The organism is Microbacterium sp. UBA1097 (assembly GCF_002313585.1).
In the GTDB taxonomy this organism is placed as follows: Bacteria; Actinomycetota; Actinomycetes; order Actinomycetales; family Microbacteriaceae; genus Microbacterium.
Window position 1 is genome coordinate 461 of sequence record NZ_DCBW01000019.1, and the last position, 18,026, is coordinate 18,486.

The following is an 18,026-nucleotide window of genomic DNA, read 5'->3' on the forward strand; positions in this document are numbered from 1 at the left end:
TCGATCACCGACGGCCAGATCTTCTTGCAGTCCGACCTCTTCAACGCGAACCAGCGTCCCGCGGTCGACGTAGGTATCTCGGTATCGCGTGTCGGTGGTGACGCTCAGGTCAAGTCCATCAAGAAGGTCTCGGGAACGCTCAAGCTCGAGCTCGCCCAGTACCGCTCGCTGGAGGCGTTCGCGATGTTCGCGAGCGACCTGGATGCGGCATCCCGTCGCCAGCTCGCCCGAGGTGCGCGCCTGACTGAGCTGCTCAAGCAGCCGCAGTACTCGCCGTATCCGGTGGAGGAGCAGGTCGTCTCGATCTGGGCCGGCACCAACGGCAAGCTCGACACGATCGAGGTCGAAGATGTGCTGCCCTTCGAGCGGGAGCTGCTGGACTTCCTGCGCCGCAACACGACGATCCTCGACCGTCTACGCGAAACCAACGTGCTGGATGACGACACCGTCGCCGAGCTCGAGAAGGTCGTCGACGACTTCGTGCTGGAGTTCCGCTCCGGCAAGGGTCAGGCGATCTCCAAGCCCGGCCACGAAGAAGTCGGTGCCGCTGAGGCAGATGACGTCAACCAGGAGAAGATCGTCAAGGGTCGCCGCTAAGGGCGCGCGAGGGCGATAAACCATGGGCGCACAACTCCGGGTCTACAAGCAGAAGATCTCTTCTGCCCAGACCACGAAGAAGATCACGAAGGCGATGGAGCTCATCGCTGCTTCGCGCATCCAGAAGGCGATGACCCGGGTGAGGGCCTCGCAGCCGTTCACGCGGGCGGTCAGCCAGGCGGTTACCGCCGTGGCCACGTACTCCGACGTCGAGCATCCGCTGACGACCGAGCGTGAGGTCATCCGGCGCTCGGCCGTGGTGATCTTCGCCTCGGACCGCGGTCTTGCTGGCGCGTTCAACTCGCAGATCCTCCGAGAGGGTCTCGAGCTTGCGCAGCTGCTGCGTGAGCAGGGCAAGGAACCAGTCTTTTACCTCGTCGGCCGCAAGGCGGTCGGGTACTTCCAGTTCCGCAAGATGGCAAGCGTCGCGCAGTGGACGGGCGACACCGACACGCCGCACTTCCACACCGCTGAAGAGATCGCAGCGAGCCTGCTGGATGCGTACGACCGTGGCGGCGACGAGGGTGGCGTCGATGAGATCCATCTCGTCTACAACCGCTTCGTCAGCATGATGACCCAGAGCCCCGAGCAGGTCCGCCTGCTGCCGCTCGAGGTCGTCGAGGCCGAGGAATCAGCATCCGCTCAGGTGTACCCGCTGTACGAGTTCGAGCCGGATGCCGAGACGGTGCTCAACCAGCTGCTGCCGGTGTACATCCAGAGCCGCGTCTTCAACGCCCTCCTTCAGTCGTCGGCGGCAAAGCACGCCGCGACCCAGAAGGCCATGAAATCCGCGAGCGATAACGCCGACAAGCTCATCACCGATTACACCCGCCTGCGCAACAACGCGCGACAGGCCGAGATCACGCAGCAGATCGCCGAGATCGTCGGCGGCGCCGACGCTCTGGCGTCGGGCAAGTAGACCTGACACGAAAGAGAATGACCATGACTCCCACCGCAACCGCCGAGAAGACCGCGGTCGTCGGCCGCGTCGCGCGCGTCACCGGCCCCGTCGTCGACATCGAGTTCCCGCATGACTCGATCCCCGACATCTACAACGCGCTGACCACCACGATCACGATCGAGGGCGAGTCCAGCGAGCTGACCCTCGAGGTCGCACAGCACCTTGGCGACGACCTCATCCGCGCCATCGCGCTCAAGCCCACCGACGGTGTCGTCCGTGGTCAGGAAGTCCGTGACACGGGCGGCCCGATCTCGGTGCCGGTCGGCGACGTGACCAAGGGCCACGTGTTCAACGTGACCGGCGAGGTCCTCAACGCCGAGCCGGGCGAGAAGATCGAGATTACCGAGCGGTGGGGCATCCACCGCAAGGCGCCGGCCTTCGACCAGCTCGAGTCCAAGACGACGATGTTCGAGACCGGCATCAAGGTCATCGACCTGCTGACCCCCTACGTGCAGGGTGGAAAGATCGGTCTGTTCGGTGGTGCGGGCGTCGGCAAGACCGTCCTCATCCAGGAGATGATCCAGCGTGTTGCGCAGGACCACGGTGGTGTGTCGGTGTTCGCCGGTGTCGGTGAGCGTACCCGTGAGGGTAACGACCTGATCCACGAGATGGAAGAGGCAGGTGTCTTCGACAAGACCGCCCTCGTCTTCGGTCAGATGGACGAGCCGCCGGGGACCCGTCTTCGTGTGGCGCTCTCGGCGCTGACGATGGCCGAGTACTTCCGTGACGTGCAGAAGCAGGACGTGCTGTTGTTCATCGACAACATCTTCCGCTTCACGCAGGCAGGTTCCGAGGTCTCGACGCTTCTCGGCCGCATGCCCTCCGCTGTGGGTTACCAGCCGAACCTCGCCGACGAGATGGGTGTGCTCCAGGAGCGCATTACTTCCACGCGCGGTCACTCGATCACCTCGCTGCAGGCGATCTACGTCCCCGCCGACGACTACACCGACCCAGCGCCGGCTACGACCTTCGCCCACCTCGATGCGACCACCGAGCTTTCGCGTGCGATCGCCTCGCGCGGTCTGTACCCCGCGGTCGACCCGCTGACCTCGACCAGCCGCATCCTGGACCCGCGGTACGTCGGTGAAGACCACTACCGTGTGGCAACCGCGGTGAAGCAGATCCTGCAGAAGAACCAGGAACTGCAGGAGATCATCGCGATCCTCGGTGTCGACGAGCTCTCCGAAGAGGACAAGGTCGTCGTGTCGCGTGCGCGCCGCATCCAGCAGTTCCTCTCGCAGAACACCTACATGGCCAAGAAGTTCACCGGTGTCGAGGGCTCCACGGTTCCGATCAAGGAGACGATCGAGTCGTTCGACGCGATCGTCAAGGGCGACTTCGACCACGTGGCCGAGCAGGCGTTCTTCAACGTGGGTGGCATCTCCGACGTCGAAGAGCGCTGGGCGCAGATCCAGAAGGAGAACGGCTGATCATGCCGCTGCACGTCAGCCTCGTCTCCGCCGACGCCGAAGTGTGGTCGGGGGAGGCATCCCTCGTCGTCGCGAAGACCGTCGAGGGTGAGATCGGCTTCATGGCGGGTCACGAGCCGGTGCTCGCGATCCTCGCCGAGGGCCAGGTGCGCATCACGAAGGATGACGGCAGCAAGGTCGTCGCGAACGCTCAGGACGGCTTCCTCTCCATCGAGAGCGATGTCGTCACGATCGTGGCCGGCAACGCTGCTCTCGTCGCCTGACATCAGCGTCCGTCCGGCGTAGGCCTCGGCCGCGTTGAACGGGCGTAGGAAGAATCGCCGAGGTAGGACGAATGCATCGTCATCCGTCCTACCTCGGCGATTTCGCCTTTCTCGGTGAGGAGATGCGGTGCTGATCCTGCTGCCTCCCTCGGAGACGAAGCGACCAGGCGGAGAGGGTGCGCCGTGGGATGCATCCCGTCTGGCGTTTTCTGAACTCACGCCGATCCGCGAGTCGGTGATCGACGCGCTGGTGCGGCTGAGCGATGACCCGGATGCCGCAGCCAAGGTCCTGAAGCTCGGGCCGAAGCAGCGCGGCGAGATCGAAACGAACCGGTCGCTGCGCACCTCCCCGACGATGCCGGCGATCGACAGGTACACGGGAGTGCTTTTCGACGCTCTGGATGCCTCGAGTCTCGACTCGTCTGCCAGGCGCTGGCTCGGCGACCATGTCGTGATCCATTCCGCGCCTTTCGGCCTGGTCGGTGCTCTGGACCCCATTCCGTCCTACCGGCTGGGTGCGGGCATCAGTCTTCCCGGCCTCGCCTCGCAGCGGCGCCTCTGGGCCGCTCCCGTCGCGGCAGCGCTCGCCCGTGACACCCGCGGGTTTGTGCTCGACCTGAGGTCCGAGGCCTACGTTGCGCTCGGGGCTGCACCGGTCGGGCGGAGCGCCTACGTGCGAGTCCTGACGCGGGCTCCGGACGGGCAGACGCGAGCGCTCAATCACTTCAACAAAGCCGCTAAGGGCCGGCTCACCCGCGCTCTCGCGGAGTCCAGCGCCGACCTCGCGGACACAGCGCAGTTCGTGAGATGGGCGAGCGACGCCGGGTTCGAGACGGCCCCCGACGGCGACGTCATGACGCTCATCTTGCCCCCACGCTGAGAATCTGCTGACAGCTACGCTCAAGGATCGCTAGCATGTGGTGCAGCGGGCGAGTGCCCCGTCGCGCACCGGCTCGAGGTGCGAGTCCTGACCGTTCGGGAGGAACGTTCATGTTCGAAAACGTAGGCGCCTCGGTCGTCTATTACAACGACGGCGCGTCGATCGGCTTGCTGATCTTCTTCGCCTTCTTCTGGATCATCTTTGCCGCAGCGGGCTACGTCCTGACCTCGTTCTTCTTGATGAGGATCTTCGACAAGGCTGGCGTGCAGGGCAAGTGGCGCGCGTGGGTGCCCGTCTACAACGGCATGATCTTCCTCAAGCTCGGCGACCTCAGCCCCTGGCTGCTCCTCTACGCGATCGGTGCGGCGATCCTGCTCGGCTGGATCCCCGTCATCGGCCAGCTCATCGGCCTCGCCGCGTTCGTGCTGACGCTGCTCGCTGCCTGGCGCGTTGGCCTCAAGCTGCAGAAAGAGGCAGTCTGGCTCATTCTCTACTTCTTCCTCTCGATCGTCTGGCTCGGTATCGCGGCCTTCGACAAGTCGCGTTGGAACACGGCGATCCCGGCCGCGCCCTGGGCGGGCAACGGGTTCCTGGGAGACCGTACGAACTGGGACGGCATCCCCTCGCAGGTTCCGGCCGGTGGTTACCCCGCGAACCCGGCAACCAGCCCCGCAGCCGGCTACGCGGCACCGCCGGCTCCGCCGACCGGATACGCACCCCCTGCCGCGCCTCCCGCTGCTGCACCGCAGCCCCCGGCAAGCCCGGAGCCGCCCGCAGCGCCCGAAGAGCCCAAGGCCTAATCCCGCTTGACCCCAGAGGCCCCCACCGCACGGTGGGGGCCTCTCACACGTTCGGCTGTTGCAATCTCGGCCGTTCGCTGACGGCGCAGCCGAGTGATTTGCCTGCCGCAGGATGCCGGGCGTAGCGTCAGCGAGGACGTGTCCGCGGGGAGCCGACCGTCCGTTCGGTGGAAGGACCTCCTCGTGCTCTGGACCCTCCTGGTGCGATACCTGCGACCCGCGTGGCCGCTCATCATCGCGGTCATCGTGTTTCAGCTTGCTCAGTCGATCGCATCGCTGCTGCTTCCGACTCTGAACGCTGACATCATCGACAACGGTGTGGTGACCGGCGACATCGCCTACATCTGGTCGACCGGCGGTCTCATGCTCGTCATCTCGCTCGTGCAAGTCGTGTGCGCGATCATCGCCGTGTACTTCGGGTCGCGACTTGCCATGGGAATGGGCAAGAACCTGCGGGCCGATGTCTTCCACCGCGTCGTCGCGTTCTCGCAGCGCGAGGTCGGGAGCTTCGGCGCGCCGTCTCTCATCACGCGCAACACGAACGACGTGCAGCAGGTGCAGATGCTCGTGCAGGTTTCGGCGACGCTGATGGTCTCGGCCCCGATGCTCGCGATCGGCGGGGTGATCATGGCGATTCGCCAGGACCCCGGCCTGTCGTGGCTCATGGCGGTAGCGGTGCCTGTGCTGCTGATCCTGGTTTCACTCATCGTCGTGCGAATGGTTCCCGCGTTCACGGTCATGCAGCAGCGGATCGACCGCGTCAATCAGATCATGCGCGAGCAGCTGAGCGGCATCCGTGTCGTTCGCGCCTTCGTCCGCGAAGACCACGAACGTCAGCGCTTCGACGTCGCGAGCCGCGATGTGATGGCGACAGGACTTCGCGCGGGCAACCTCATGGCGCTGATGTTTCCCGTTGTCATGCTCGTGCTCAATGTCTCGAGCGTTGCGGTGATCTGGTTCGGCGCCTTCCAGGTGCAAAACGACGGCGTCGAGATCGGAACCCTCTTCGCCTTTCTCACCTACATCATGCAGATCCTCATGGGTGTCATGATGGCGACGTTCATGTTCGTCATGATCCCCCGTGCCGCGGTCTGCGCGAAGCGGATCGGCGAGGTCCTGGACACGGAACCCTCGGTTGAGCCTCCCGCCGTCGCCGTGGCAGCCCCCGCGCCGCGCGGCCGGGTCGAATTCTCGCACGTCGACTTCGCCTACCCGGGTGCGCAGGATCCGGTGCTTCACGACATCACCTTCACGGTCGAGCCGGGCACGACGACAGCGATCATCGGATCGACCGGGGCCGGCAAGTCGACGCTCATCGGGCTCGTGCCGCGCTTGTTCGATGTGACGGCGGGGGAGGTGCGTGTCGATGGTGTCGACGTGCGCTCGCACGATCCCGATGAACTGTGGGCGCGGATCGGGCTGGTCCCGCAACGGGCGTTCCTGTTCTCCGGAACCGTCGCCTCGAACCTGCGGTACGGCGATGCCGCCGCCGATGACGCAAGTCTGTGGCGTGCCCTGGAGCTGGCGCAGGCGCGCTCGTTCGTCGAGTCCTTCCCCCTGGGACTCGAGGCACCGATCGCGCAAGGGGGCACGAACGTCTCGGGTGGGCAGCGACAGCGCCTCGCGATAGCGCGAGCGCTCGTGAAGAACCCGCCGATCTTCATCTTCGACGACTCGTTCTCGGCCCTCGATCTGCGAACGGATGCCGCGCTTCGCCGAGCCCTCGACACCGAACTTCCTGACGCTACGCGCCTGATCGTCGCCCAGCGAGTGTCGACGATTCAGCACGCCGATCAGATCGTGGTGCTCGACCACGGTCGGATCGTCGGCATCGGTAGACACGATGAGCTCGTGGGGACGTGCGAGACCTACCGCGAGATCGTCGATTCCCAGCTCTCGGCGGAGGCAGCGGCATGAGCGCGCCTCGTCCCGCTGCAGGTGCAGCTCCCGCGCGCGGTCCGATGGGGGGCGGCCCCATGGGACGCGGGATGGGGATGCCCGTGCAGAAGGCGCAGAATTTCGGCGCGAGCGCGAAGCGCCTGCTCGCGCATCTGCGCCGAGAGAACGCGCTCCTGGTCGTCGTTATCGTGTTGGGCGTCTTTTCGGTGGCACTGTCGGTGATCGGGCCGAAGCTCCTGGGGGAGGGCACCAACCTCGTTTTCGCTGGTTTCGTGTCGCTGCAATTCTCGGATGTTCCCCCGGGGACCACGCAGCAGCAGATCATGGACCAGCTCATCGCGAACGGTCAGCAGGAGCAGGCTGACCTGCTCTCGACGATGACCTTCACCCCGGGTGCGGGTATCGACTTCGCAGCCCTTGGCCAACTCTTGCTGCTCGTGCTCGCCGTGTATGTGGGCGCGAGCCTGTTCGGTTGGCTGCAGGCCCGCATCCTGAACGGCGTCGTCCAGCGCGCGATGCACCGCCTACGCATCGAGGTCGAGCAGAAGATCCACCGCCTGCCGCTGTCGTATTTCGACCGCGTCCAGCGGGGCGAGCTGCTGAGCCGCGTCACCAACGACGTCGACAACATCGGCCAGAGCCTCCAGCAGACACTGTCGCAGGTCGTGATTTCGCTCCTGACCGTGATCGGCGTGCTCGTCATGATGTTCGTGATCTCGCCGCTTCTAGCGGTCATCGCGCTGGTCACCATTCCGCTGACGATCGTCGTCACCGTCCTGGTCGCGCGCCGTTCACAGGCCCTCTTCGTGACGCAGTGGCGGGCCACTGGCGTCCTCAATGCCCGCATCGAAGAGACTTTCTCGGGGCACTCGGTCGTCAAGGTGTTCGGGCACCAGCGTGAGGCCGAGACCGACTTCGCCGCCGAGAACGAAGAGGTGTACCGGGCGAGCTTCGGCGCGCAGTTCCTCTCGGGAATCATCATGCCCGCCATGATGTTCATCGGTAACCTCGTCTACGTCGCGATCGCGGTCGTCGGCGGGCTGCAGGTCGCCGGGGGAATGCTCTCGATCGGAGACGTGCAGGCCTTCATCCAGTACTCGCGGCAGTTCACACAGCCCCTGAGCCAACTCGGATCCATGGCGAACCTGCTGCAGTCGGGGGTAGCCAGCGCCGAGCGGGTCTTCGAACTGCTCGACGAGCCCGAGCAGACCGACGATCCCGAGCCAGCCGAGACCGTGCCGAGCGACGCGAGCACTCTCGAGTTCCGCGACGTGTCCTTCCGCTATGTCGCCGACACGCCGCTCATCGATGACCTGACTCTGCGCGCGGCATCCGGGAGCACGGTCGCGATCGTCGGACCCACGGGTGCGGGAAAGACGACGCTTGTCAACCTCGTCATGCGCTTCTACGACGTGGATGAGGGCGGCATCCTGCTCGACACCGCGGCGGGGCTTCCAGACGGAGGCCTCGATACGCGACGGATGACGCGCGATGACCTGCGGGCGCGCACCGGCATGGTGCTGCAGGACACGTGGCTGTTCGCGGGCACGATCCGGGAGAACATCGCTTACGGCCGGCCGGAAGCGAGCGAGGAAGAGCTGGTGGCGGCGGCCTCGGCGGCATACGTGGACCGATTCGTCCATGCGCTCCCGGACGGATACGACACCGTGCTCGACGACGAGGCGACGAATCTGTCGGTGGGTGAGCGGCAGCTTGTCACGATCGCGCGAGCCTTCCTCGCTGATCCGCGCATCCTGATCCTCGATGAGGCGACGTCGTCGGTCGATACCCGCACCGAACTCCTGATCCAGCGCGCCATGTCCAGCCTGCGGCGCGACCGGACCTCGTTCGTGATCGCGCACCGTCTCTCGACGATTCGAGATGCCGACCTCATCCTGGTCATGGAAGCCGGCGCGATCGTCGAACAGGGGACGCACGAGGAGTTGCTGCGCGCGCGGGGGGCCTACTGGGCGCTCTACAACGCTCAGTTCGAAGCCCCCGCCGACGAGGGGGCAGAACCGGTCGGACGCGAGTGACTGCACGCCACCACCGCCGCACGTCCCCGCCCCGTGTCTGACGTTCGATTAGTATGTGACGGTCGGTGCCTCGCGCCGGCACCGACAACGACGAGGAAAGGGTCGCGTGGCCGAGGTTTCCGCCCATTCCCGCACCGTTGACCTGGCACGCGATCGCCTCGAGCTCGCCTGGGCCGCGGTGACAGACACGGGCCGTCGGCGTGAGGTCAATCAGGATGCCGTCCTCGCGGAGTTCCCCCTGTTCATCGTCGCCGACGGAATGGGTGGTCACATCGGTGGCGAGATCGCCAGCGCGAGCGCTGTCGAACGCCTCCACGCTGTGGCCGACACCGGCTCCGTCTCCACCAAGGCGATCGAGAAGGCCCTCGCGCGCGCGGTGAAAGACATCGCCGCTCGTCCGGAGGCAACCGACGAGGCGACCGGCACCACCGTGACCGGGCTGTTCCTTGACGTCTCGGGCGCCGAGGCATCCTGGGTTGCCCTGAACATCGGGGACTCTCGCGTTTATCTGCTTCGCGATGGCGCGATTGTGCAGGTCACGACTGACCACTCGGTCGTCCAGGAGCTCATCGCCTCCGGGCGACTGAGCCCGGAAGAGGCAGAGAACCACCCGTACGGAAACGTCATAACGCGGGCGCTCGGACCCAGTGAGAGCGTCACCCCCGACTACGTCCGCCTCGACGTGGTCGATGGCGACAGGTTCGTCATCTGCTCTGACGGGCTGACCAAGGAGCTCACTGACTTCGGCATCCAGCACTTCCTTGCCGAACATCCCGAGCCGGCGGCGGCAGTTGAGGCGATGCTGGATGCTGCGCTGGAGAACGGCGGGCGCGACAACATCTCGATCGTCGTTGTAAACGTCGCCCGCGTTCCGGGGGCCTGAGGTTCCGTTCCTCCCCAACGCGGCGATCGCTCCGCTCGGGCGCGACGGTGGGCCCGGTAGCGCGATCGCGCCGATCCGGGTGATGGGCTGGGGTGATGCGTTCACCGTCTGGAACCGCGCAGCGCCTGTCCCCCGTAACGAAGCTGCGCGCCCCCGCTCGTGCCGCGACCGGTCTTCCGATCCTTGCGACGGCGGTGCCGGTGCTCGGGGCAGTGGCGCTGTGGGCGGTGACCGGATCCGTGTTGAGCCTGTGGTTCGCTGCCCTCGCGCCGATGATGGCGGTGGCGGGGTTCGGGGACCGCGTGTGGGCGGCACGGCGTGCGCGGCGCCGGGATGATGCTGTAGCCGAGGCGGACTCTGCCTCGCTGAGCGCGGCGATCGAAAAGGAGGTCGTCCGTCGTCGCGACCGTGCATGGCGAGCCTGGCCCGACATCCGCCGGCTCCTGGAGAATCCGGAAGAGGTGTGGCGGGAGGTCGAGGGTCGCCAAGGCCACCTCGTGCTGGGAAGCGGCGACATACCGATCACGGTGGCCGCCGAGCACGTGTCCGACCTTCGGGCTGAGTTCGCGCCCGAGGTCGCCGCGCGAACTGCCGGCACGCCGAACCTGACGATGCCGGATGCCCCCGCGACTGTGCCGCTGCGCGGCAGCCTCGCCGTGGTCGGACCCGAGCCACTTGTTGCTGGGGCGGTGCGCGCGATGCTCGTCCAACTGTGTCTGGTCCATCCGCCCGGTGATCTTGAGATCACCGGGGACCTTCCGGGTGGTTTCTCGTGGGTCGAGGAACTCCCGCATCGGTTCACACCCGGGCAGCACCGGATCGCGCTGGATGTCTCAAGTGGGTGGGACGGCCCCGTCGGGGAGGTTGATGCCTCGATCCTCATCGGGCGGGGAGGTGGCGCCGGAGTTCGGGTTGTGCTCGGTCAGAGAGCTACCGGATCGGCGCACGCGACAGTGGACACCGGTGAAGACAGTCTCGAGATTCGCCCACAGATGCTCTCCGAGTTCCAAGCGAGCCTTCTGGCTCGCTCCCTGCGCGAAAAGATCTCGCGGACAGCGATGGACAGTGGCGAGCTCGCGCTGGACGGTCTGGTCGAGCCGCACCGAGCGTCCGAGCCCGGAGCGGGTGCTCGAAGCCTTGTGAGCGTCATCGGGACCTCGAATGCGAGCGCGTTCTGCCTCGACCTCGTCAGCGACGGGCCGCACGCGCTGGTCGTCGGTACGACAGGCAGCGGCAAGAGCGAACTACTGCGAACGTGGGTCGCCTCGCTGGCCGCGCACTACAGCCCAGAGGATGTGGTCTTCGTCCTCGCGGACTTCAAGGGAGGCACAGCGTTCTCATCGCTCCGGAGACTCCCGCACGTCACCGGTGTTCTGACCGATCTCGACGAGGCTGCGGCAACGCGAGGGATCGAGAGCCTGCGCGCTGAGGTGCGGCGGCGTGAGGGCGTGCTCGCGGCAGCCGGAGTCCGAGATATCGCCGAGGGGGCTGCGGATCTGCCGCGTCTGGTCGTGGTCGTCGACGAGTTCGCCGCGTTACTGAGTTCTCACAGCGAGCTTGCGAACCTGTTCATTGATCTCACCGCGCGGGGAAGAGCGCTGGGCATCCACGTGATCTTGGGCACGCAGCGCGCCACCGGGGTCTTTCGTGAGGCGCTTCTGGCCAATTGTCTGCTGCGCGTTGTTCTCCGGGCCGCCGATGTTGCCGATAGTCGCCTCATGCTCGGAGATGACAGCGGCTGTCGGGTGCCTGCCGGCGTGCGTAGCGCCGGGAGCGCCCTCGTCAGACGCGCGACAGACCACAGGCCGGTGCCGATTCGCGTCGCGCTGGTGGGAGACGAGTTCGTGTCGCGAATCGCTGCCCGCTCCGAGGCCGCACCGGTACAGGCGCCCTGGCTCGAGCCCCTCCCGGTCACGGTGGCACTTCCGGGCGGGAGGAACGACGACACGCTTCTCATCGGGCTCGCCGATGAGCCGCATCTGCAGCGACAGGAACCCGTCGGGATCGCGAGATCAGTTCGGGGCCTGTGCGTCGTCGGAGCCGCCGGATCGGGCGTGACGACTGCGCTGCAGACTGTCGCGGCCCAGATCGGCGAGGTCGAGGCCTGGGTCGATTCCGATGATCTCGAGCGAGCCTGGGACGTCCTGAACCGTGTCGCCGTTACCCGGCGCGGCGCTGTCGTGGTCGATGACGCCGACGCGGTCTTGGCGGCGCTCCCGTCGGAGTACGCCCATGTCGCAGCAGGCCTCCTCGAAACGATAGCCCGCTCGTCCGGGGAGGGACATCCGTTCCTGCTCGGGCTGGAACGTCTCGCGGGGCCGATTGCTCGCGTCGCCGATCTCCTGCCGCATCGCCTGCTGCTTCGCCATTCCCAGCGCAGCGACTACCTTTCTGCCGGCGGGGTGCCGGGCCACTGTGATCCCACAGCTTCGGCGGGTCGAGGACGACTCGACGGGACGCTCGTGCAGGTATTCCAGGCCGAAACTGCTTCTCGAGGGGTGAGGGTGCCGAACGAGTCAACCTGGCGACCGCCGGCCGGACTGACGTGTTGGGTTACGCGCGCCACCCCCGGCGCTGAGCGCATCCAGGAGCAGTGGCTGGCTCGTGACGTGGTGGTCACGGGACCCGATCACGCGCTCGCCGGAGGCAGCCCGCAGGCGCTGGAGCCTGGACGCTCGCTCGTCGTGCGCGCTGAACCCGAGCAGTGGCAGAGGTTCTGGACGACGCTGACCACCCTGCGCGCGCAGGGTCCTCTTCTGGTCGATCCATCGTGTGCGGCGGAGTACCGCATCCTCACCGGGCGACGAGAGCTTCCTCCCCTGTGTCTTCCCGGCGCGCTGCGCGGATGGCTCCTCGAACCCGGGCGGGAGGTCAGTCGGGTGCGGCTCGGATGATGCGGATGACGATCAGAACGCAGGGGAGATCATGCCGACGTCGCGCTCGCCGCCGCGTACCCGCAGGGGCAGCTCTTCCCGCGCGCGTGAGACGTCGGCGGCGCTCAGTGCGCCAGTTCGCTCGAGAAGACGCAGCGCGACGATGGACGAGGCCCGGGCGGAGCCATCGAGCATCTTGAGGGCTACCGTCGTCCCATCCGGCGCGACCATGATCATCACGCCCTCGGCACCCCCCTTCGCGAAGACTCCCGTCTGTTCGATCGCGATGGTGTCGGCCCGTCCTGGGCCGTCAATCGTCCAGGGATGCCGGCGCACTGCCCCGACCAGCGCTGCCGCGTTGCGATGCAGCGCGAACGGCGACCGCTCCGAAGAACCGCCGATCCGGTGCGCTGCCTTGGCAAGGCCCGACAGAGTGAGGGCGAACACCGGAGCGCCGCATCCGTCGATGACCGATGCCTGAACACGCTCGCCGGTCAGCCGCTCGACGAGTTCGCGAATCTGAACCTGCAGCGGATGCTCGGGGTCGAGGTAGGTGGCAAGGTCCCACCCCTGTGCGACGCACGCCGCGAGCATTGCCGCGTGCTTGCCCGAGCAGTTCATACGAAGCCGCTCGGGCTCTCCTCCGGCGCGGACCAGGGCATCTCGTGTCGCCGTGTCGGATGGCCACGCGGGCGGGCACTGAAGGCTGCGCTCGTCCAGCCCGGCAGCGTCGAGAATGTCACGGACCACTGCGACGTGCCGGTCGGTTCCGGCATGGCTGGCGGTCGCGAGCGCCAGCGTCTCGTCAGCAAGCTGCGCGCCCGCGGCAAGGCACGCCAGGGCCTGGATCGGCTTCAAAGATGACCGCGGAAGGATGGGTGCGTCGGTGTCGCCGAGCCGCTCGATGGCCTGACCCTCGGGGTTCAGGACGATCGCCGCGCCGGCATGGCGGGATTCCACGAATCCGCCTCGTTCCACCCGCGCGAGCTCGACGGCAGCAGCAACAGGGAGGGTCTCAGGCACTCGAACAGCCTATCCGGGCCACTGACCCCGAGCAGGTGTCAGACTTGCCCCATGCTGGGTGAACACGACTACATCGTCCGGGCGGAATGGACCGGCAACCGTGGCGTCGGCACGGCGGGCTATCGGGACTATGCCCGAGACGTGACCCTGCGGATCGAGGGAAAGCCGGATCTTCTCGCCTCGAGCGACAAGCCGTTTCGGGGGGATCCATCGCGGTGGAACCCCGAGGATCTCCTCGTCGCCTCCCTCAGCGAGTGCCACCTGCTGTCCTACCTGCACGCGGCAGTCCAAGCGGGTGTCGTGGTCGTCGCTTACCGAGACACCGCTACCGGAGTCATGGTGCAAGACGGTCACGGTGGGGGGAGCTTCCGCGAGGTGACGTTGCATCCGGTTGTGACGGTAGCGGACGAGTCGATGCGGGCCGCCGCCGAGGCTGCGCATCAGCAGGCCAACACGTGGTGCTTCATCGCGAACTCGGTCAACTTTCCCGTCCACCACCGTCCTACGACGCTCGTGGCGGGAATCGACGGTTGAGCCGGGGAGTCAGCGGCGCTCGTGCGGGAGTACCTGCTTGATGCGTTCGATCGGCGACTGGGGCTGAACCTCGTTGTACGCGCCCGCGAGTTCCTGCCCGGACAGCGCGTGGATCGCGGCCATGATCTCATCGGTTGCGCCGCGGCGGGCGCGACCGGATGACGAGTCGCCATGATGGGACAGATCCAGCGGCTGACCGAACTTGACAGTGATGCGGTGCTTCGGGGAGGGCATCGTGGCTCCCTTCGGCATGACCTTGTCGGTGCCGATGAGCCCCACGGGAACAACGGGTGCGCCGGTCTGGAGCGCCAGGAAGGCGACCCCCGTGCGCCCCTTGTAGAGGCGTCCGTCCATCGAGCGCGTGCCCTCCGGATACAGCGCGACGGCGCTTCCCTCCTCGAGAAGAGCGCGCTGCTGCTCCAGGGCGTCGAGGGCTGCTTGACCTGCACCGCGGCGAACGGGTATCGCGCCGATGGAGGTGAAGAACTGCCGCGAGGCCCATCCTGAGAAGCCCGAGCCTTCGAAGTAGCTCGACTTCGCCAGGAAGTGAACCCGCCGCGGCGCGCCGACAGGGATGGCGATCGAGTCGATGAACGAGAGATGGTTGCTCGCGAAGATGACTGGTCCGCTTCGGGGCACCAGATGCTTGCCCTCGACACGGGGTCGATAGATCAGGCGGGCAAGCGGCGTGATCACCGTACGTCCGAGCGCATACGTGATGCCCATGCGGCGACGGGTCGTGTTGCCGTCGGCGGGGGGCTCCGCGTTCGTGCGAGCGGTGGGTTCGACGGTCACCCGTCGAGGTTACCGTCGGTTTCATTCCCCGATCGGAATGGCGCCGGGCTCGCGATTCCCAGGAGAGACAGAGGAATTGTGCGAAAGGATGGGGGCTCCGCCCACAGCAGAGGACCATTGTGCGCTCACGTTCCCTTCTCGCCCTGACCGTCGCCGCGACCGCGGCCCTTCTTCTGGCAGGCTGTACTTCCGCCTCCGAGAGCGACCCAACGGCATCCACCGCCGGCAACGGCGGACTGTGCGCCGCAGCTGCCGAGTCCGGCCCGGTTTCCGAGTCCGTGACGGTGGAGGGAGACTTCGGAACAGTTCCTACCGCATCCTTCTCGACACCGATCGCCGTTGACGGGATGCAGCGGTCCGTCGCCATCACGGGCGATGGAGCGGCGCTGACAGACGGCGCATATGTTTCGTACGCCCTCACCGTTTTCGACGGTGACACGGGAGCGCAGGTGGATTCGGCCGGATATGACGACTCTGCCCCGCTGGCCCCGATCCCGGTGGAAGCCGGCACGGGCATCGACGAGTTCTTCGGATGCGCCACGCAGGGTTCGCGGATCGTTCTGGCAGTTCCGGGGCAGGGTGAAACAGCGGCGCAGATCTATGTGCTGGATGTGCTCGAGGTGACGCCAGCTGATCAGTGGTGCCAGGTCGTGGACGCTGACACGGCCATGCCGACCGTCACGTTCGACGAGAGCGGTGCTCCCGCCATCGCGATCCCGGCATCGGACCCGCCCAGTGGTGTTGTCGTCGACGTGCTCATCGAAGGTGACGGCGCTGTCGTCGAGCCCGGCGACAGCGTCACGGTGAACTACACCGGGGTGAAGTGGAGCGATGGGAGCGTCTTCGACTCCAGCTGGGAGAAGGGCTCTCCCGCGACGTTCCAGACGACACAGGTCGTGTCCGGCTTCCAGCGGGCGCTCGAGGGGCAGAAGGTCGGCTCGACGGTCCTCGTTTCGATGTCGCCCCTGTGTGGATATGGCGAAGCGTCGGTGACCAACACCAATGCACTGGCAGGCGAGACGCTCGTGTTCGTCGTGGAGATCATCTCCAGCGAGCCTGCGGCCGGCTGAGAGCTACCCTGGCGCGGCGCATCGCGAGGCCCTCGATAGGCTGAGCGCATGCGCCGCGTCATCATCCTTGGTTCCAGCGGCTCGATCGGCACGCAGGCCCTCGATGTGATTCGGGGGAACCGAGATCGCTTCGATGTCGTGGGTCTGGCGACCGGGAGCCAACGCGACGTGCTCGAGGCGCAGGCCCGCGAGTTCGGTGTCGAGAGTACGGCTGTCGGCATCTACGAGGCAGAGCAGCTGGTCCGTGACGTCGAGGCCGATGTCGTGTTGAACGGCATCATGGGTTCGGTTGGCCTCGGCCCGACCATCGCGGCTCTTGAGGAGGGGCGAACTCTCGCGCTCGCCAACAAGGAGTCGCTGATCGTCGGAGGAGAGCTGGTCACCGCGCTCGCGCGTCCCGGCCAGATCGTGCCGGTGGATTCCGAACACTCGGCTATCGCGCAGGCGCTGCGCTCGGGCGAACGGTCAGAGGTCCGCCGACTCGTGCTGACCGCATCGGGCGGGCCGTTCCGGGGCCGCTCCCGTGATGCGCTGCGGACGGTCACACCCGCCGAAGCGCTGGCACATCCGACCTGGAACATGGGGCGCGTGGTGACCACGAACTCGGCGACCCTGGTCAACAAGGGACTCGAGGTGATTGAGGCGCACCTGCTGTTCGACGTGCCGTACGCGCAAATCGAGGTCGTCGTGCACCCGCAGTCGGTCGTCCACTCGATGGTGGAGTTCAGTGATGGCTCCACGATCGCCCAGGCATCCCCGCCCGATATGCGTCTGCCGATCTCGCTCGGTCTTGACTGGCCGCATCGCAGCGCTGGAGTGGGCCTCCCCATCGACTGGAGCACCGCGACCACCTGGAGCTTCGAGCCGCTTGAGGACACGGCCTTTCCGGCAGTCGAGCTGGCAAAGCGTGTGGGTCGCGCCGGCGGAACGTATCCGGCGGTCTTCAATGCTGCAAACGAGGTGGCTGTGGATGCCTTCCACGACGGGAGGATCGGATTCCTCGGCATCCTCGATACCGTCGAGCGGGTCGTCGAGGCCCACGAGCCCCCCGCCGCCCTGACCCGAGAGAGTCTTGCAGACGCTGAAGACTGGGCGCGGCGCACAGCGGCCGAGCTCCTGTAGCTCGCCTCCTCGTCGCGCGAACCCACAGGTCTCGGCGCGAACCCACAGGAGTCGCGCGCGAGAACGTGGGGGTTCGCGGCCGGGGGTGTGGGTTCGCGCCCAGAGGGGGAGGGGGAGGGGCGGTCAGTAGGTCATCAGGCCCCGGGCGCGGAACTGGCCGCGCACGCGTTCGATCAGCTCTGGCTCGGGGGCGCGGGTTTCGGCAAGGCTGTAGGCGCGCCCCAGGCGGTCCCACTTCGATGCGCCCATCTGGTGGAAGGGGAGAACCTCGACGCGCTCAACATTCGACCACCGCGAGACGATCTCGGCGACGGCGTCGACGTTGTCTTCGGCGTCAGTGAGTCCAGGCACGAGAACGAAGCGGATCCAGGTGGGAAGCCCCCGCGCGGCAAGGCGGTCACCGAAGTCGATCGTCGGTTGCAGCTCGCGTCCAGTGACCGTGCGGTAGGTCTCGGGGATGCCGGATTTCACGTCCAGCAGCACGAGGCTCACGTCATCGAGCATCGCGTCGGACGCGTTGCGGCCCAGGTAGCCCGACGTGTCGATGGCGGTGTGGATGCCTTCCGCTGCCGCTTCGTGGAGGATGCGGGCAACGAAGGCTGACTGCTGCAGCGGTTCGCCGCCCGAGATTGTCAGTCCGCCGCCGGTGGCCCGGAATACACCGGCGTAGCGGCGGATGCGTGTGACGATCTCGGCGAGTGTGGTCGGCGTTCCATCCTTCTGCAGCCACGTGTCAGGGTTCTGGCAGTACTGGCAGCGCAGCGGACATCCGGAGAGGAACAGGGTCATCCGGGTACCTGGCCCGTCGACGGCGGTCACCAGCTCCCAGGAGTGGACGCTTCCCACCTCGCCGGCGCGGG

At 66.6% G+C, this 18,026-nt stretch carries 15 protein-coding genes and 1 pseudogene; 13 read left to right on the forward strand and 3 right to left on the reverse strand.

Features of this window, described 5'->3' with window-relative positions; all coding sequences use genetic code 11:
* From B4F19_RS05440 to B4F19_RS05485, 10 genes and pseudogenes are all read left to right on the forward strand, one after another.
* Positions 1–597: pseudogene (locus tag B4F19_RS05440) on the forward strand (F0F1 ATP synthase subunit alpha); the annotation flags it as partial.
* Positions 598–619: 22 nt separating this feature from the next.
* Positions 620–1,516: a F0F1 ATP synthase subunit gamma gene (locus tag B4F19_RS05445; protein WP_292733200.1), complete on the forward strand. Its 897-nt coding sequence runs from the start codon at positions 620–622 to the stop codon at positions 1,514–1,516.
* Positions 1,517–1,539: 23 nt separating this feature from the next.
* Complete coding sequence (atpD, locus tag B4F19_RS05450; RefSeq protein ID WP_228177665.1) at positions 1,540–2,988, forward strand: F0F1 ATP synthase subunit beta; 1,449 nt, start codon at positions 1,540–1,542, stop codon at positions 2,986–2,988.
* A gap of 2 nt (positions 2,989–2,990) precedes the next feature.
* The gene (locus B4F19_RS05455; RefSeq protein ID WP_228177666.1) at positions 2,991–3,251 is read left to right on the forward strand and encodes a F0F1 ATP synthase subunit epsilon; all 261 of its coding nucleotides are present in this window, start codon (positions 2,991–2,993) and stop codon (positions 3,249–3,251) included.
* Between the two features lie 127 nt (positions 3,252–3,378).
* Positions 3,379–4,131, forward strand: coding sequence for a YaaA family protein (locus B4F19_RS05460; protein ID WP_292733203.1), 753 nt, complete (start codon positions 3,379–3,381; stop codon positions 4,129–4,131).
* A 110-nt stretch (positions 4,132–4,241) separates the two neighbouring features.
* Positions 4,242–4,931, forward strand: coding sequence for a DUF5684 domain-containing protein (locus B4F19_RS05465; RefSeq protein ID WP_292733206.1), 690 nt, complete (start codon positions 4,242–4,244; stop codon positions 4,929–4,931).
* A 183-nt stretch (positions 4,932–5,114) separates the two neighbouring features.
* Positions 5,115–6,848 carry an ABC transporter ATP-binding protein gene (locus B4F19_RS05470; RefSeq protein ID WP_292733209.1) on the forward strand — a complete coding sequence of 578 codons (1,734 nt, stop codon included), beginning with the start codon at positions 5,115–5,117 and terminating at the stop codon, positions 6,846–6,848.
* Positions 6,845–8,866 carry an ABC transporter ATP-binding protein gene (locus tag B4F19_RS05475; protein WP_292733212.1) on the forward strand — a complete coding sequence of 674 codons (2,022 nt, stop codon included), beginning with the start codon at positions 6,845–6,847 and terminating at the stop codon, positions 8,864–8,866. The genes B4F19_RS05470 and B4F19_RS05475 overlap by 4 nt, the downstream gene beginning before the upstream one ends.
* Before the next feature lie 106 nt (positions 8,867–8,972).
* Positions 8,973–9,749 (forward strand): PP2C family protein-serine/threonine phosphatase, encoded by a 777-nt coding sequence (locus B4F19_RS05480; RefSeq protein ID WP_228177670.1) that lies wholly within the window; start codon positions 8,973–8,975, stop codon positions 9,747–9,749.
* 95 nt (positions 9,750–9,844) lie between these two features.
* The gene (locus B4F19_RS05485; RefSeq protein ID WP_292733216.1) at positions 9,845–12,643 is read left to right on the forward strand and encodes an FtsK/SpoIIIE domain-containing protein; all 2,799 of its coding nucleotides are present in this window, start codon (positions 9,845–9,847) and stop codon (positions 12,641–12,643) included.
* Between the two features lie 12 nt (positions 12,644–12,655).
* On the opposite strand, the gene B4F19_RS05490 is transcribed toward B4F19_RS05485, so the two are convergent.
* Positions 12,656–13,645: an asparaginase gene (locus B4F19_RS05490; RefSeq protein ID WP_228177672.1), complete on the reverse strand. Its 990-nt coding sequence runs from the start codon at positions 13,643–13,645 to the stop codon at positions 12,656–12,658.
* 51 nt (positions 13,646–13,696) lie between these two features.
* On the opposite strand from B4F19_RS05490, the gene B4F19_RS05495 reads away from it, so the two are divergent.
* A complete protein-coding gene (locus B4F19_RS05495; RefSeq protein WP_228177673.1) occupies positions 13,697–14,179 on the forward strand; it encodes an OsmC family protein in 483 nt (160 codons plus the stop codon).
* Positions 14,180–14,188: 9 nt separating this feature from the next.
* Here B4F19_RS05495 and B4F19_RS05500 read toward each other — a convergent pair whose 3' ends face one another.
* A complete protein-coding gene (locus B4F19_RS05500; RefSeq protein WP_228177825.1) occupies positions 14,189–14,905 on the reverse strand; it encodes a lysophospholipid acyltransferase family protein in 717 nt (238 codons plus the stop codon).
* A 188-nt stretch (positions 14,906–15,093) separates the two neighbouring features.
* Here B4F19_RS05500 and B4F19_RS05505 point away from each other — a divergent pair, with 188 nt between their 5' ends.
* Positions 15,094–16,044, forward strand: coding sequence for an FKBP-type peptidyl-prolyl cis-trans isomerase (locus B4F19_RS05505; RefSeq protein WP_292733219.1), 951 nt, complete (start codon positions 15,094–15,096; stop codon positions 16,042–16,044).
* A 48-nt stretch (positions 16,045–16,092) separates the two neighbouring features.
* Positions 16,093–17,166: a 1-deoxy-D-xylulose-5-phosphate reductoisomerase gene (dxr, locus tag B4F19_RS05510; protein ID WP_292733222.1), complete on the forward strand. Its 1,074-nt coding sequence runs from the start codon at positions 16,093–16,095 to the stop codon at positions 17,164–17,166.
* A 123-nt stretch (positions 17,167–17,289) separates the two neighbouring features.
* On the opposite strand, the gene pflA is transcribed toward dxr, so the two are convergent.
* The coding region (pflA, locus tag B4F19_RS05515; RefSeq protein WP_292733225.1) for a pyruvate formate-lyase-activating protein at positions 17,290–18,026 on the reverse strand (737 nt) is incomplete at its 5' end.